This is a genomic window from Blastopirellula marina (assembly GCF_002967715.1).
Lineage (GTDB): Bacteria > Planctomycetota > Planctomycetia > Pirellulales > Pirellulaceae > Bremerella > Bremerella marina_B.
In genome coordinates this window covers 219267-235502 of record NZ_PUIA01000069.1, presented here as the reverse complement: position 1 = coordinate 235502, position 16236 = coordinate 219267, and the positions used below count along the sequence as shown (strand labels likewise).

The 16236-nt window shown below is 56.3% G+C and carries 4 protein-coding genes; 2 read left to right on the top strand and 2 right to left on the bottom strand.

Features of this window, described 5'->3' with window-relative positions; all coding sequences use genetic code 11:
* Window positions 1-93 precede the first annotated feature (93 nt).
* A complete protein-coding gene (locus C5Y96_RS21470; protein ID WP_105357652.1) occupies window positions 94-3585 on the top strand; it encodes a peptidylprolyl isomerase in 3492 nt (1163 codons plus the stop codon).
* A 55-nt stretch (window positions 3586-3640) separates the two neighbouring features.
* Here the strand turns inward: C5Y96_RS21470 and C5Y96_RS21465 are convergent, their stop codons facing one another.
* Window positions 3641-5041: an outer membrane beta-barrel protein gene (locus C5Y96_RS21465; protein WP_105357649.1), complete on the bottom strand. Its 1401-nt coding sequence runs from the start codon at window positions 5039-5041 to the stop codon at window positions 3641-3643.
* Window positions 5042-5237: 196 nt separating this feature from the next.
* Window positions 5238-6599, bottom strand: a complete 1362-nt coding sequence (locus C5Y96_RS21460; protein WP_158261354.1) for an outer membrane beta-barrel protein — start codon at window positions 6597-6599, stop codon at window positions 5238-5240.
* Window positions 6600-7422: 823 nt separating this feature from the next.
* Between C5Y96_RS21460 and C5Y96_RS21450 the strand changes: the two genes are divergently transcribed.
* Window positions 7423-16158 carry a cadherin domain-containing protein gene (locus tag C5Y96_RS21450; protein WP_105357637.1) on the top strand — a complete coding sequence of 2912 codons (8736 nt, stop codon included), beginning with the start codon at window positions 7423-7425 and terminating at the stop codon, window positions 16156-16158.
* The last annotated feature ends 78 nt before the right edge of the window (window positions 16159-16236 follow it).

Sequence of the window (16236 nt, the reverse complement as noted above, 5' to 3'; positions counted from 1 at the left end):
TACCATATAAGCTTGGGTTTGTGACATTTACGATGATCACCCTAGCTGTTTTGGCACCTGTCGGACTAAGTGATTTCCCACACCAGTATCCCCATGCCTGACTTAGACTCCATGGCCGTTGTTGAACCTTTATTCTTTTTCGCTGCTACCGTCGTCGTTGGACTGTTGCTGATCGTTTTGCTGAGTGCGGCGATCGCCTCGTACCGGCGACGGGTAACGCCGTGCTATGCGCAAAAGCGACGTCGCGGCCAATGGCAACCACAAGGGCAGCAGCTTGAATCGCGACAACTTCTCGATGGCGCGTTGGCCAGCGAGGCCTTGGCTCTGGAGGGGGAATCGATCACCGTCAATGGCGTCACGTACGACAACGTCGACTTGAAAGCCTTGGCCAAAGCGATCTTCGATAGCGGAGCTAAATTCTACGGTGCCGACTGGTGCCCCCACTGCACCAGGCAGAAAGCGATGTTCGGCGATGGTTATTCCGAACTGCCGTTCGAAGAAGTCACCAATCCCAATCACACGCTCAATGCCCTTGGTGTCGAGAAGAATATTACGCAACTTCCTACCTGGGTATTCGCGGATGGGACTCGTGTTACCGGGGTGCAGGAAATCGAAGACCTGATCGCCTACACCGGCATCACCATCCCGCAGGGCGAGGACCTGTACTTCGAAGAGATCCCAGACCAGAACGACTTGATCTCGGGGCAGTCGTATCACATTGCATTGGATGGCTACTCCCCTTCCGGGCAGCCGTTGACGTACACCGTGACCTCGTCGTCAGGGACCGTCATCGCAACGGTGATGCAGGGAAACAAGAGCCTGCGAATTTACAACGCGCGCTACGGCACGATGGAGTTCTATCTGTTTGAAGAGGAAGCCAGTCGTGCGACCTCGCGCATCATCGAACTGGCCGAGAGCGGTTTCTACGATGGTCTGACGTTCCATCGGATCTATCAAAGCTTCGTGATTCAGGGTGGCGATCCCAACGGCAACGGTACCGGCGGGTCTACGCTGTCGGACTTTGAAGACGAGTACGATCCCGATCTTCGCCATAACGGCACGGGGGTCTTGTCGTTCGCCAAGTCGTTCGACGATACGAACAACTCGCAGTTCTTCATTATGGAAGGGACTGCCCCGCATCTGGATTTCCAGCATTCGGTCTTTGGTTTTCTGACCGAAGGCGAACGCGTTCGCGAGTCGATCAGCGGAACGTACACCGGCGGCGGTACGACGCCCCAGTGGCAGGTCGTCATGGACGAAGTGACAACCTTCGTCGATATGGAAAATGGTGTCTTGCGATTGAAGATCCCCGATGGGGCAACGGGAACTGACACGATTACGGTTACGGTGTCGGACGGGCAAGGACACACCCTCAGCCGGTCGTTCGACGTATCGTATGCTCCTAATGACAACTACACCACGAATCCCTACTTGTCGTTCATTCCCGATGTCACGATGACGCCCAACAGTAGCTTTACGTTTCAGTTAAGCGCCAAGGATTGGGATAGTGGGGCGATCGTCTATCATGACCAAAGTTACTTCCCCAGTAACAATACGGATACATCAAAGCGGCTCCCATATTACGCTCCCAATGGGCTTTCCTACTCGGTGGATGCCACCACCGGTGTGCTGCAGATCAATGCCAGCGCAGGACTCGCACCTGGTGTTTACAAGATTATGGTCGCTGCCTCGAACGACCTCGAAGGTGAGATTGTTCCCAGCCTGATCGACTACGATGTGATCAATGTCACCGTGGCGAACCGGCCGTTGTTGGCTCAGGATGTTGTCAATCTGAATGAAGACACGTCGATTACTTTCAATCCCCTGGCAAACGATAACGGGTCGAACAGCACGCTGGATCCGTCAACGTTGCATCTTCTGTCGCAACCGGCTGTCGGCGAGTTGACCGTTAATAACACGACGGGCGAAATCACGTTTACGCCCCCCGCCGACTACAACGGCACCGTTTCGTTTCAATACAACGTGGCGAATGCTTTTGGGCTTTACGGTACGCCTGCCACGGTGAGCCTGGTCGTGGCACCGGTCAATGACGAGCCCGAAGCACTAGACGACATCTTCATTGCCGATCGAGATACGGCAACCCTGCTGCCGGTGCTGAAGAACGACGACAAGGGAGGCCCCAGCGAAGCGAATTCTTCTGTCCTGATTACTCTGGACTCGAGTAGCACCGCTGCCGGTGGGACTGTGGTGGTTGTTGGCGACCATGTGCAATACACCCCTGCGGCCAACTTCACCGGTTCCGATACTTTCACCTACACGATCAACGACGACGGGATGGAGTCGACCGCGACGGTCACCGTTGAAGTGCGCGGCCTTACCAATTTCACCATCACCGCGGTCCGCGATGTGACCGACACCGGTGGCGATGGGATCGTCGATAGCCGACCGCAGAGCGACGAGATTATCGGCGAATGGGACTCCTTCTGGGTAGAGGTTTGGGGCACGCCTGATGGCACCGGTGGTGATGCCATTACCGCGGCTGCCGCGACATTGAACTTTGATTCGTCCATTTATCGGGCCACCTCGATCGTTCTCGATTCAAACTTTACCGTCGCAACAGGTACCGGCGTGAATAATGCAGCCGGCACCGCAACGCTCAACGTGACCTCCTCCGGCGTTACCTTGAGCGCAGGGCAACGTATCCGCTTGGGACGAATTCGCTTCGAGCCGGTCGCCAATGGTCTGGATGCTCCGGAGATTGGTGGAACGCTAGGCGTCGATTTCAATAACTTCCTGACCTCGATGTCTGGCGTATCGCTAACCGTGGACGGGGTTGGCGTGGTCGGTAGTCCCACGTCAGACGTAGATTTGTCGGTGCGATTGCTACCGATGATTTACGACTTGAACGACGACGGGCGAGTGGGTGTTGCCGACTTCAGTGCGTATATTAGCGCGATCGGAAGCAGCAGCTCGAATGCCTTCATCGATTTCGATTTGACGGGCGACGTGTATGGCAGCGGGTTCTCTTACTTCCGAACCGCTTTCGGGGATTCGCATAATGGGCCGAGCCATTCGTTCGATTGGTCCCCCATTTTGCTCAAAGCGGCCATGAGCGATTCGATCCTCACCTCAAGCGTAAACGTGGGTGGCAATGCTGCGTCGTTGACGTCTGGTGATGTTGGCATTGTTACGGCTGCCTTGCCGCCGGAGGTGATCGCCTCGAGCATCGGGAATGATACCAACGTGGTGACGATTCAGATCGTCGACCTGCCTGGTAGCCAATTAGCATCGACAATCGGGAACACGATTTATCTCGATCACGACGCTGCTGGCTGGGGCTGGTTCATCGATTTGACTCCGCTCGACTCGTCTGAATACAGTATCGACAGCGAGAGCAGCCGTTTGCTCGCCACGAGTACTTCCTCTGCTTCCGGCAAGATCGACTTGCTGTCGGTGCTGATGCACGAACTGGGTCATGTCGCCGGCTTAGAGCATTCGGCGGATGGTCTAATGAGCACAACCATTCTGCCTGGCGAGCGTCTGATCGACTGGGATACCGACGTGTTGGAAGAGAGCTTCTACGTTTCGGCGGTCGATCAGCTATTCGGCAGCGACGAAGACTAAGGTCGTTCAAGCTTTGTGCCGCCAGGCTCTTACCATGGCGGCACTTCGTTGGGGCTTAGAATACCGTGATCAGGTCGAAGCCGATCGTGAACTGGTTCTTAGAGGTGCCGTTGTCATAGGCACCGCTGATGCCTGGGGCGGACAGGTCGCTATAGTCCCAACGAGCTTCTGGTCGCAGAATGAACCACGAGTTCGGATGGTAGTTGGCACCCAACGTGAGCTCGTAGTAATCTCCGCCGCTGGCGACGTTGTCGTTGGCCAGGCCGAAGACACGTGCGTTGTCTCGGTCATCAAACCACTCGAAGCGAATACCCAAGTCCAGGCATGGATTGACGGTGTAGTACAGGTAGTTCGAGATACCAAACCAGGTTGCCTGTGCCAGGTCGTTCGAGGTGTTCAGGCGGGCGTTTTCTTCGACGCCCAGGTTGTGTTCCATCACGTAGGTCCAGCACTGGTTGATGCGTTGCTGAAATACCAGGCTGTAGGTCGTGCGGTTGTTCTCGCCGGTTGGGTCTTCGCTGCCGGTCTGCAGCGTGAAGCTCAGCTTGGTTGCCTCGTGAGGGCTTACCCAGCGGAAGCCACCCAGGAAACCAACTTGGCCATTAGGCTGGTCGAAGGTGTTCCAGCCACGGGTAACACCACCGTACCAGGTCATACACGACGAGGTCGGATAGCTGGCCAGAATGCCGGTGTGTGTGAACGGTTCGCCGTACTGCATCATGTAAGAGTGCGAGTAGAAGAAGTTCTCCGGAGCCATTACCGACTCGTAACCCATGATGGTATAGAAGTGGCCTGCTTTCACGTTCAGACCATTTCCCCACGGTACGTTGGCTTCCAGGTAGAACTGTGGCAGTGCGATACCGTACAGGCCGGCATTGCCAGCATTGCGTGGACCGGTGCTGCTGTTCCACTTCTGCGAATTGTCGTCGTAAGTTTCAAGTCCGGTCGCTTGGATGAAGTAGTAGTCGGTACCGTAGAGCACGTCGACACGACCACCAATGTCCCAAGTGCAGGGATCCTGGCAAACCTCTCGACCGAAAGAGAGGTAAAGCTGATTCATCATGTATTCGTTGGCCTGATCGTTGAAGATCAGTGGCCCATTGGTACCAGCGGGGCCAATCAGACCTCCGTCGGCGTTGGGGTTACCGGTGAACCCCTGTTCCAGCCAGCCGTTGAGGAACCACTGATCGCACAGGTTCCAGCAAGGAGACGAGCAGACGCCGGCGCATTCCAGGCAGCCAGAATTCCCGCAGCAGGAGCTTGCCGGCTCGATCATCGTTTCGCCCATTTCCAGCGAAACAGCGGATGCTGGCATGAGAGCCGATGTTTGTTCGACCTGCGAGCCGGTACGTGGTGCTGAAGCCTTCACGCTGGTCTGCGCAAGCCCTGGGGAAGCCAGGATAGCGCCTAACAGGAAGGAACAAGCGACGATTTTGGTAGTTTGATAGCTTTTCATGGCTGCTCATGCGGGCCAGGGAGCCGCGCAAACCTTTGAGGGGCGATTCTGCAAATCGTATCAATCGTATCGGTATTCCCGACCCACCCAGTTGATAGGAATTAGTTCGATTTGCGCGATTGTCTCGCCAGCAGTGACAGCATTGCTGGGCTGGCCACTGCTGATGCCCCACTTGGAACGAGCTCTGTATCAAGTTCTAGAAGAACAAGATGATGTCAAGCGAGAAGGTGTACATGTCCTTCTTTAGGAAGTCGTTGTAGACACCATCTCGACCAGCAGGGACGAGGTCTGACCAGTCATACCGAGCTTCTGGTCGGATCAAGACGTGGTCGCATGGCTTCCAGTTGGCACCCAGCGTGACATCGTAGTAGTTGCGACCGGTGAACAAAGCATCGACCGGGATCTGCTGAATACGCCAGTTGTCTTCGTCACAGAACCACTCGAAACGACCACCAAACGAAAGCTGATCGTTCCAGTGGTAGTACAGGTAGTTCGTGAAGCTGTAGAAGAAGGCGTCTTTGTCGTTAAACGCTCCGTCGAGGGCAACGTCGTTTTGTACCCCAAAGTCGTGCACCAATGCGTAGTCCCAGTTGCAGCCCAGCTTGCGCGTGTAGGCGATCGTATGGGTGTAACGGTTCTGGCTTCCGGTCGGATCTTCGCTGCCGGTGTGCATGGCATACGACAGCCCGGAAACGCCGTTGGTCCAGTTCGTGCCCAGCAGGAAACCATAGGCACCATTGATGTTCTCGAAATTGTCCCAACCGTTGGTCATACCGGCCTGAATGGTGAAGCAGGTCGTTGGACTGTAGGAGGTCACAAAGCCGGTGTGCGTCTTGGGGTTACCGTATACAAAGCTATAGCTGTGCGAGTAGAAGAAGTTCTCCGGAGCGGGTACCGCTTCGTAGCCTAGAAGCGAGTAAAAGTGCCCGAACTTCGCTTTTAGGCCGGAACCAACCGGGATGAAGGTCTCGGCATAGAACTGAGGCAATGCCAGGCCATTGAGGGCACGGGTATCTCCATCGCGCGGACCTTGGCCGTTCCATTTCCGCGAGCCGTCCCGTTCACGTTCCAGGCCGTTCGATTCAACCCAGAAATAGTCGGTACCGTAGAGCACGTCGACACGGCCGCCAAAATCCCAGGAGCAGCAGTCTTCGTCGATTTTCTTACCGAAAGTCAGATAGAGCTGGTTCAGCTGGTAGTCGTCGGCTCGATCGTTGAACCCCAAGGGGCCATTGAAGTTACTGCCTGGGTGATCGGTGTTTGCCGTGTAGCCCTGCTCGAGCCACCCGTCCATGAACCAGTCGCCCGAGCAGCATTGGTCCCAATACGACCCACAGGTGCCCGATTCGCATGGCGCGCAATTGCTCAGCTGCATTTCTACGGCTTGGCTGGCGGCCATTTCATTCGCGGTCGACTCCGCATACAGAATGGGAGCCACTTCTAGCTCGGTAGGGCGTACCTCGGTGTCGAGGAAGTCCTGAGCAGGCAGCTGAGTTGTATTGAGGCCTGCAATGAGGCCGCCGATTGCCAGGGTGGCAGTCGTCAGGCGACGGAGCATGTTTCCCATTCCTTGTACTCAAATCCCAAAGTGATGCCTCTGGGAAGCGGGTCTAGTACAACGTGTCGTGAATTCCGTTGGCAACGATCTTTCGCGATGTTGGCAATATCCGTGTGAAATGAAACGGATGCGTTGTCCGTATTGGATTCGGTTTGGTGGCCACCAAAAGTTTGACGGAAGTACCGGATATCACTAGGTTTACTTCTTGAGGGCTGGAAAAGTTGACGCAGATACCCTATCTTGTTGTTACCTCTTTTGGGGTGCACAGACTCGTCACTGCTGACTAGGGAAGACGCGCAATCACTGTCGACTGGCATAACCGGTCTGATCGTAACGCCTGACAAGCAAAGGGTGAGCGATCTGGATGATTTCGAGCAGATGTTCCTCGGTAGAATCGCTATAGCTGGCATAATCGCCATTTTACCTGTCCTGCGCAAATTGAGCGACACGCCAATCGCAGGGGCAGGTGATGTGCAGTAACGTGTTTATTTATAGGCGGTTACGTGATTTTTTGTGTGTCTGGAGGCCGCGCCTTTGAGGTGGACTTTGACGCTTAGCTCAGAATTGACGCGTTGTATGGGCAAATTAGTGAGAATGGGCAATTAGATTCCTAGTAATTCATTGAAATTGATACAACCCCTGATTTTAATGGAACTACCTGATCCGAGCATTCCTCTCTAATCCAGGTGGACTGTCTGTTCAGAAATCGGAGTCTCAAGGCTAGGCACACCCCCTTCTTCCTAGTCTTTGTAAACCCCACTCTCCACTTAGAACTGCAAACCGACCATTCCCCGGGAACTTTGATTGGCCGTTGGTGCAAAGAATGAAAAATAACACTCTCGTTCGTAATCTCCCCCTCGCTTCCAACAAGCCGCGTAAATCCATTCGCGGTGCTCGCAGCATGCAACTGGAAAGTCTCGAGATTCGTGACCTCCTCGCTGCGAATACGCTCGACTTCGTCGACAACCTTGAAATTGGTTCGCCGGGCGAAAAGCGAGACCTGCAACTGGAAGTCGACCCGATGTCGGGTTCGGCAATCGTTGCCCTGCGAATCCATGGCACCAGTGGCAACCTGGACCCAGCCATTCCGCTGGTGTTTATACAGGACGCTGATCGCAACAATCCTGCCAACCACGTACCACTGATGCAGGCCATGGCCGACGCCAATGGTACCACCGACAGCATCGTGCTGTTCCAGGTATCTGCCGGCCAGAATTTCACGATCGAAGTCGGGGGAACTTCGGGATCGGGCGGGTTCCTGGCGGAAGTAATGCTTTTCGGTTCGACTGATGGCGATGAGTCTGTTTCCGAACACGAATACATGCAAGCCGTTGCCGCCGAACTGCAAGCACGCGGTGCTGGCAATCACAACACGGCTGCCTATTTCCAATCCGTTTACGGAATCAACTTCAACGAGTCGCAGTACAACGTCGCCTTCGACGCCAACCTGAACGGCAAGATTGATGGCTTCGAAGTCGGTTACGTCGAATCGAACAAGGGAGGCGCTCCGGTCATCCTCGACCTGATTGGTGACAACGAGGCACCTGCTGTCGAAGCTGCTGTTGCTGTCGACACCGGTAGCTCTGACACCGACAACATCACTAGCGACTCTACCGGCATCTCAGGGACGATCTCTGACTTTAGCAAGATCGTCTCGGCTGAGGTTTCCATTCAAGGTGGCACCGGCGGCAGCATTGACCTGGCCGACACGGTGACTCCACCGTCGATCTCCAGCCTGAACCAGACCGACAACGAAATCACGTTCACGCTGAGCATCGCCGACCTGGATGCCCTGCTGGGCAGCGGTACGGTCCTCAACACGGGTAGCTACACCCTGTTGGTTACCACCGAAGACGAACTGGGTAACACCAGCATCACGCCGTTTTCGTTGGTATTCGAGTTCGACACTTTGGCACCAAGTGCGCCTACCACCGCAGATCTGATCGCCGCCAGTGACTCGGGAACGAGCGCAACGGACAACCTGACCAACATCACCACTCCGACTTTCACGCTCACCGCGGAAGCGAATTCCACGGTGACTTTCTTTAGCGACTTGAGTGGCACGCCACTGGGAACCGCCGTGGCCGATGGCTCCGGTAACGTTTCGTTCACCGTCCCCATGGGCGCTGGATTGGCGGAAGGTACCCATCAGATCACCGCTAAGGCCACCGATACCGCTGGCAACGTCAGCATTGCCTCGACGGCACTGACGATTGTGATCGACACCGTTAGTCCGGCCGACGTTTCGGCGATCGTACAGACGAACAACCCAACCAACGCCAATCTGACTCCAGAAAACACGGCGACCTTCACCGGCTCGACCGAAGCCAACGCCATCGTAACCATTCTCGATAGCAACTCGACTGTCGTTGCTACGACGACTGCCAATGGTTCCGGCGACTTCACCTTCGTCCTGGGCGACAGCATCGCTTTGGCCCTGGGTGAAAACAACTTCACATTCGTCGCCACCGATGCTGCCGGCAATCAATCGACCCCCACGCCGTTCACGGTCTTCCGTAACACCGCGCCAACCATCGATGCTGGTGTCTTCTCTGTCGACGAAAACTCGATTCTTGGAACATCGCTTGGCAACGTCACCGCCAGTTCCGGCGATGGTCCTACCGATACGCTGACTTACGCCATCACCGGCATCGATGCTGGCTACATGGGAGCGTTCAAGATCAACGCGACCACCGGCGAACTTCAGGTCAACGACCCGCTGCTGCTGAACTTTGAAGACAAGACGTCCTTCACGCTCGAAATTCAGGTCACCGACAGCAAGGGGGATGGCCTCGGCGGTGCAGGTCTGGTCACGACCCAGAACATCACGATCAACGTCAACGACGTCAACGAAGCTCCTGTCTTCGTTCAAGATCCTTACACGCTGACCATTGAAGAAAACTCCGCTATCGGAGTTGAACTCGGTGGCGGCCCGATCGTAGCAACGGACGTCGACGCCGACGATGACGCACCTGGCGACCTGACCTACGCCATCATCGGCGGTACAGGTGCATCGCTGTTCGATATCGACCCCAGCACCGGCGTGGTGACCGTCAAGTCGGCCACGCTCGACTACGAAACCGACACTTCCTACACACTGGAAATCTCGGTTACCGATAACCTCACCGGTGAAGTCGGTGGCGTGAACACCGTAACCCAGATTGCCACCGTCAATGTGATCGACGTCAACGAAGCTCCGGTTATCACCAGCAGCACCACGGCTGACGTGGCCGAAAACTCGGCCGATGGAACGCTCGTTGCCACGGTAACCGCCACCGACGTGGATGAAGACGATCCACCGTTCACGTTCGCCATCACCGGCGGCAGTGGGGTCGGTGTCTTTGAAATCGACAGTGCAACCGGCGAGATCACCGTCATTAGCACGGCTTCCCTGAACTTTGAAGGAGGCACGCAGCAGTACACGCTCGATATCGACGTTACCGACAACCTGGACGGCAATGGGCTGGGTGAAGTGGGCTCGGTACTGACCACCAGCATCACGCTGACCATCAATGTTCTGGATGTCAACGAAGCCCCTGTATTCGATAGTGATCCATTCACCTTCGATCAACTGCCTGAAGATGCCAATATTGGCGACTCGGTTGGTTTCATTTCCGCAACGGACGTCGATGCCGACGATGATGCCCCAGGCGATCTGACCTACGCGATCGTTCCAGGTGGGGATTCGGCATATTTCGCGATCGATTCCGCGACGGGTGAAATCACGGTTCTCGATAACTCGGTCTTCGACTTCGAGGAAGTCGACGGCCAGAAGTCGTTTACCCTCACGGTTTCCGTTACAGACAATGCGAACGGTCTGGGAAGCGGTGAACTGGGAAGCGCGATTACCAAAAATGCAACGGTCAATATCACGCTCACCGACCGGAACGAACTGCCGGCCATTGACGGTGGTACGGTTAACCTGACGCCAAACATTTCCCTGCTCGACGTCGATGAAGTCGGCGAAGTCGGAAATGTCATTCGTAATATCGGCCTGGTCGATCCAGAAGGTGATGTTCTCACCTATGCCGGCGACGACATGTTCACTGTGCCCGCTGAGGATGTCGACGGCTTCTTCCGTCTGAACTCCGACGGCACGATCACCCTTTTGAAGGAATTGACCCAGGGCGATCTCGACGTGAACGGTGAGCGTATCTTTACGATCACGTTCTACATGGACGACGACAACGCGACCCTCACGGATCACCAGGACCTGAGCACCGGTCCTTACACGCTGCAGTTTAAGGTCACCGACAACGAAGCTCCTGTCTTCACCTCGCCGGTTGGCAACGCGTTTACCATCGAAGAAAACGTCGATGGCAGCATCATCATTGGAGCCAGCCTCAATCCTTCGGTCATCGTCACTGCAACCGATGCCGAGAACGATGCCATCACGTTCAGCCTGGCTCCTAGTGCTACAAACTCCAGCCAGGCCCTGGTGGACTTGTTCGCTCTGCAGCTGGTCAGCGACAACGGTACCGGCGACCCGAACGACGACACCTACGAACTGGTCGTCGCCGATGCCGACAACTTGACGTTCATCGACGTCAACCTGATGGGAGCAACCGGTGGTGTGTTCAACATCGACCTGGTTGCCACCGACTTCGTCGGCCGCGAAACCATCAAGACCATCACCATCACCGTTACCGACGAAAACAACACGCCAACCTTCACCGCCCCAGCGGGCGTGAACGTCGACGAATTCGTCCAGTCGTCAACTGGTTCGTTCACGACCAATTCCGGCGACGAAGTGTACACCCTTAGTGGTGCATTCGCCGACATCGACACTGCTGCCAACCTGACCTACACCATTGATTCGGCCGTCGTAACAGGAACCTCCACCGACGTTTCCGGTGCGTTCAAGATCGAAAACGGTAAGATCGTCGTCGATCAAGCTGAAATGCTCAACTTCGAGGGGCTAGTTCCGCCGAGCATCACGCTGACGATTACCGCCAACGATAACCAAGGCGAAGCCAACAGCACCGTTACCGGCGCGATCGACATCGCAATCAACGCAAAGAACGAACTGCCGATTTACGACACCCCAACCGATCCGTTCGATATCTCGTTTGCTGACGTCGACGACGAGTTCTCGGGTACGCCCGTTGCCGTTGGCAACATCTCCAGCGTGCTGACGGTGACCGATCCTGAAGGGGATACGATCAACTACTCGCAGGTTACGATGGGTGGTACCGGCTACGAGTACTTCGCGCTGGGTAGCGACGGCACGATCTCGCTGATCCAGAACGTTCCGGACATGGATTTCGTGAACCAGGAACGCTTCTTCACCCTGACGTTCGATTACAACGACGGGGTTGGCGGTGACCGACTCGACTCGAACACCGATCTCGGTTTCGCTCCCTTCACGCTGACGATTCGCGTCTTCCAGAACCCGCCAGCTACCTTCGATCAGGGTAACTACGACTTCTCGCTGGATGAAAACACGCCTGATGGTACTGCCATCGTACAGACCGTATCGGCGACCGATCCCGAAGGGGAAACGGTTACCTACAGCATCGACGATCCAACCGGCACGTTCTCGATCGACAACAACGGCGACATCCGCATCCAGGATGGTACCGATCTGAACTTCGAGCAGAACAGCACGATCACCTTCACGGTGTTCGCGATCGACGAAGCGATGAACATGACGCCGATGTCGATCACGGTGACCATCAACAATATCAATGAAGCCCCGGTCATCACCAACAACCCAGGTCCGTTCAGCATCGTCGAAGACGACACCAACGGCACCGCGGTGGGTACGGTGGCGATCAGCGATCCAGATATCACGATCGTCGACACGTTTACGTATGAAATCGTCAGTGGCGATCCGAACGGCGTCTTTGCGATCGACAGCAGCGGTAACATTACGATCGCGGATAATTCCACGATCGACTTCGAGACCACGCAGAGTTACACGCTCGAAATCAAGGTGACCGACAACGGCGGTCCAACGCAAGGCACGAACAAGCTGTTCGATTCCAAGTCGTTCACCATCAACGTGGGCGACGTCAACGAAGCTCCCGAGTTCATCGGGGCCGACTTTGCCCTGCCGATCGTTGATGAAGCGAACCTGACGGCTCAGGAAATCGCCGACGGAAGTGCCGGGTCGACGTTCCAAAAACGCTTTGATATTGATGTCTCCAGCTTCTACACCGATCCTGAAGGGGATGACATCCTGCTGCAGGTGAACACCGATTTCGATATGGACACCCCAGACTTCACCGCTGGAGGCCACATCGTCAGTGCCGTGTTCGACAACGTGAACGATCAACTGGTCGTGACGTTTGAATACTTCGGTGTCGATCAGGACCGAGCTCCGACTGAGATCGAACTGATCGCTGTGGAAGACACCGTGGACATGCTCCAGGCAACCACGCCGCTCAACATCACCGTCTCGGTCACCAACGAAAAGTCGGTTGACTTCCAGTTCATTCCTGTGCTCAATCCAACCATGGATAGCACCGGTGGGTTCGACGGCGTCAACTCCGCTGGCCTGCCAACGGCAACCGATCGCTTCGCCGACGAGCAAACCTTCTTCGTCGAAATCTGGGGTACCACCCTGGTCGGCCAAGATGATGTCGCCGACGGCAACGCCTGGATCGAAGGCTTCCGCCTGGTGGTTCTGGGCTTGGAATACCGTGACGACCTGGTCGACGTGATTTCGATCGTGGCCCCGGCCCAGGCTTTGGGTGAAGGTGGCGACCCGATCACATGGGCGAACGGTTCGGTCGATAACTTCAATGCCTTCTTCGGTTCGGCAGATCCGCTCGACCTGGAACCGCCAATCCCAGGCTTCAACTCGATTGGTGGCGACGGCAGCTATGTCCGTCTTGGCTACCTCGAATTGCGAGCCAAGGCAGGTGTTAGCATCGGCAGTGTCGATGACCTGGTTTCGATCAACTTCAGCGATCCTGAAACGAGCATCGCCCTCAACGGTGCCGACGAAGCGGACGTCGTGATGGGTGGTGACCCTGAAACGGGCATTCCGCGAACCGCTGATATCGAAACCGATATCAACATGTCGCAGATCACCATCGCCAGCACGCCGGTTGAAATCGTCGATGCCACCAAGTTCACCGTCGTGTCAGGTGCCAACAACAGCCCAGCCGTCCTCGCGGTTCAAGGGGCTCCTGAGGTCAGCACCATCGGTGGCCTGGAAGTGATCGGACAAAACGGTACCGGGAATCAATCGAGCTTCACCGGTAACATCTTTGTCCTGTTCAACGGCAGTCCAACGAACCCGAGCTCGTTCGAGATCATCGGTACCGAACTGTTCCTGGCCGATAGCGGAAATTACACGCCAGGTGAACCAACCGTCGACGGCGGTAACCCGATCGTCAACGGTACCAGTGCCGGTAACTTCGGCGTGGAAGCTCACCAGTCGGTCGATGCCGGCAATGGCGGCACCATCACTACCGATCACTTCGTCGCCGTGCGAGAAACAGTCATCCGTATCGCCGGTAGCCCGGAAGTGGTTTTGGGCAGCAATCCATTCAACGGTAACGTAGGCTTCGACTCGTCGGCCTTCGGCATGGGAATCTCTGCCGGCTTCGCCGACATTCAGACCAAGACCGCCTTCAATGGTGCAGGTGCGAGTGTTGCGGAACGCGAGACCCTGGCTGGCCTCAGCCTGGCAACCAACGGCACGGAAAGCTCCAGCATTGAAGGCAACGGAGCTGGCGGTTACGTCCTGACCCTGGACCTCAACCGAATCATCTCCGGCACCTTCGACGTCAGTGGCTCGTCGGTTCCGGTCAACTTCTTCTTCAATGGAACCGTGGTGGCGACGGCCGGTGGTGCAGTACCGCTGCAAGGTACCGTCTTCGCCAAGGATGGACAGCCGCTGGAAGATGGTTCCGGCCTGTTTGTCACGGTCAACAAGACCCGTACCGGTACCGATGCCAACGGCCAGGTAGCCGAGCTGCCTGATAATGTCGACTGGGCCTCGGAATGGGATTCGCTGTGGGTTGAAGTTTGGGGCAACACGGCCGATGCCGCCGGTCTCTACGGTGGTTCGCTCGACCTGGCCTACAACACCAACCTGTTCACGGCTACTGAGATCGAATACGCCTCGTCGATGGGTGTCGGCCGCACCGGTACGATCGACGATGCCAACGGCCTGATCACCGGTCTGGGCAGCCAGTCTCAGCAGTACGACCTGGGCAACGGCTCGTTCGTCCTGCTGGGCCGCGTCAAGCTCGAATCGCTGCCAGGCGACGGCATCGACGTCTCGGTCGGTGGCGACCTGACCGCCGAGTCGCTCGGCTTGTCTGTTTCCAACACCAAGCTGCTGCTCAGCGGAGTTGGCGAAGTGGTTCCTGGGGTAACCGAAGTGGCGGACGTCGATGTCTGGGCAGTTGCCTACGATGCCAACGACGACGGCAAGATCGGCATCTCGGACTTCAGCCAGTTCATCAGTGCTTACGGCAAGTCGACGCTAACCGCTGACACCGCCATGCTGGCCGCGTTGGACTTCGATAACAACGGTAAGGTTGGCCTGGGCGACTTCTCGGCCTTCATCCAGAACTACGGTAAGAACAAGCTGAATGCGGAAAGCATTCAGTACCCTGAAACCTTCACCCAGATGTGGGTTGGTAAGGGAGCCGAACTGAATGGGCCTGACAGCCTGCAGGAAGTCTTCGACAAAGCCGTCAGCGACTGGCAAGAAGCTCTGGGTTGGGAAGATCCAATCGACGTCAAGCTGGTGGTGAAAGACTTCGGCGATGCCCAACTGGGTGAAGCAGAACTCCTGGCTCTGGACGAAAACGGCCTGCCGCAGTTCGGTATCCTGACGCTGGATGACGATGGTGCCGGTCTGGGTTGGAGCTCTGACCTGGAAGGTGGCCCAGCTGAAGGCCAGTACGACTTGTACACCGTGATCCTGCACGAACTGGGTCACTTGTACGGCTTCATGTCGCACTACGCTGGCTTCGCAGACAACGTGGTAACCGATCACGAAGGGAACAAACTCTTCATCGGTTCCGACTTTGTCGCCGTCCTGGATGACTATGCTCAGCACCTGGATGCAACCGAGCACATGGGCGACGTGATGAATGCTGCCCTCGATCCAGGTCAACGCAAGCTGATTTCGGCTCTGGATGTCCAGATCCTGCAAACGGCTTACGATTCGGCCCTCGCCGGTCATTCGGTATTGGGTGGAACGGCTGCTCTGCATGCCACGGTAACCACGCAGGCCATCGTGGAAGAAACGATCGCCCCAGTGGTCGAAACCCAAAGCCCTGTCGGGTTCGTGTTCGATAAGGTGGTCGATGTTGAAAGCGTCAGTGGCCGTACCGGCTACGAAGCCGCGATCTCGCCGGCCGTCTACAGCGAACTGATCCGCAACGGCGTCCGCGTAACCACCTCTTCGTCCAGCGAAGTACAACAGCAAATCGAAGAACTGGATTCGGCCGTGGCCATCCTGGTCGACGATGCCTCGCTGCTGTTGGTTGATTCGGTTGAAGGGGCCGAATACTTCGCCATCGAAGACGACTCGACCCAGGTCGACGACTTGTTCGCCGACTGGGACTTCAACTCGGATCTGGAAGGTTAATCGCTCGACGGAGGCGAATAGCCATCAAGATCGCAAGCAAGGGCCGCGCCTTCCCGGGGGCGGCCCTTGTTTTGCGCG

Coding starts and splice junctions, on each gene's coding strand:
- C5Y96_RS21450 (WP_105357637.1), top strand. CDS start 7,423: ATGAAAAATAACACTCTCGTTCGTAATCTCCCCCTCGCTTCCAACAAG.
- C5Y96_RS21460 (WP_158261354.1), bottom strand. CDS start 6,599: ATGCTCCGTCGCCTGACGACTGCCACCCTGGCAATCGGCGGCCTCATT.
- C5Y96_RS21470 (WP_105357652.1), top strand. CDS start 94: ATGCCTGACTTAGACTCCATGGCCGTTGTTGAACCTTTATTCTTTTTC.
- C5Y96_RS21465 (WP_105357649.1), bottom strand. CDS start 5,041: ATGAAAAGCTATCAAACTACCAAAATCGTCGCTTGTTCCTTCCTGTTA.